Annotated in this window: 1 protein-coding gene and 1 pseudogene; one reads left to right on the forward strand and one right to left on the reverse strand. The window is 58.6% G+C overall.

The features are described from left to right. Window positions 1-203: pseudogene (locus tag ACR3FF_RS27325) on the reverse strand (ISNCY family transposase); the annotation flags it as partial. Window positions 204-317: 114 nt separating this feature from the next. Here ACR3FF_RS27325 and ACR3FF_RS27330 point away from each other — a divergent pair. Beyond that, window positions 318-592, forward strand: a 275-nt coding sequence (locus tag ACR3FF_RS27330) for a hypothetical protein (protein WP_458191243.1), incomplete at its 3' end; no start/stop codon positions are given.

Raw genomic sequence — 592 nt, forward strand, 5'->3', positions numbered from 1 at the left:
TCGATCCACGGCCAGACGTGGTAGGGCACGTGTGTGAAGTCGACGGCCGCCACGACGTGGCGGTCGTCGAACGGGTCTTCATGACGGATCGTTCGGAGGATGTTCTCCGTCGCAGCATCAAACGCGTTCATGAGGTGTTCGCGGAACACCTTCGTGAACGCCACGATGTCCTCGATCTGTAACTCCTGGACTGAGACGGACACCTCCTGATCAGCCGGCAGTGCGAAACGCTTGATCACTCGTAGGAACGTCGAGTCATCACAGATGTCGTTCTCGTCGAGAAACCACCCAGCTTCCCCTTCTGAATGGGCACTGCCTTGCGTGAGGCACGCCGAGGAGAACAGATCGAGGATCTGTTCGTCCTCGTAGACTCTGTTATCGGCTCTGTTGGAGTTGAACTCGCCGAAGGCGTGCCTTCGGGCGAGTTCGACGACCTTGCTGCCGTGCTCACGCACGTGTGCGCGAGACACCGCGTCAACATCTTCATCGTCAGCAGTATCGTCTTCATCCAGGTCGAGAGGAACCAGTGCGTCAGAAATGACGTCGTGGTCGCGTGCTTCAAGCGCGATGCCTGTTGCAGCGGCGTCAAGCG

Source organism: Haladaptatus ordinarius, from assembly GCF_054177595.1.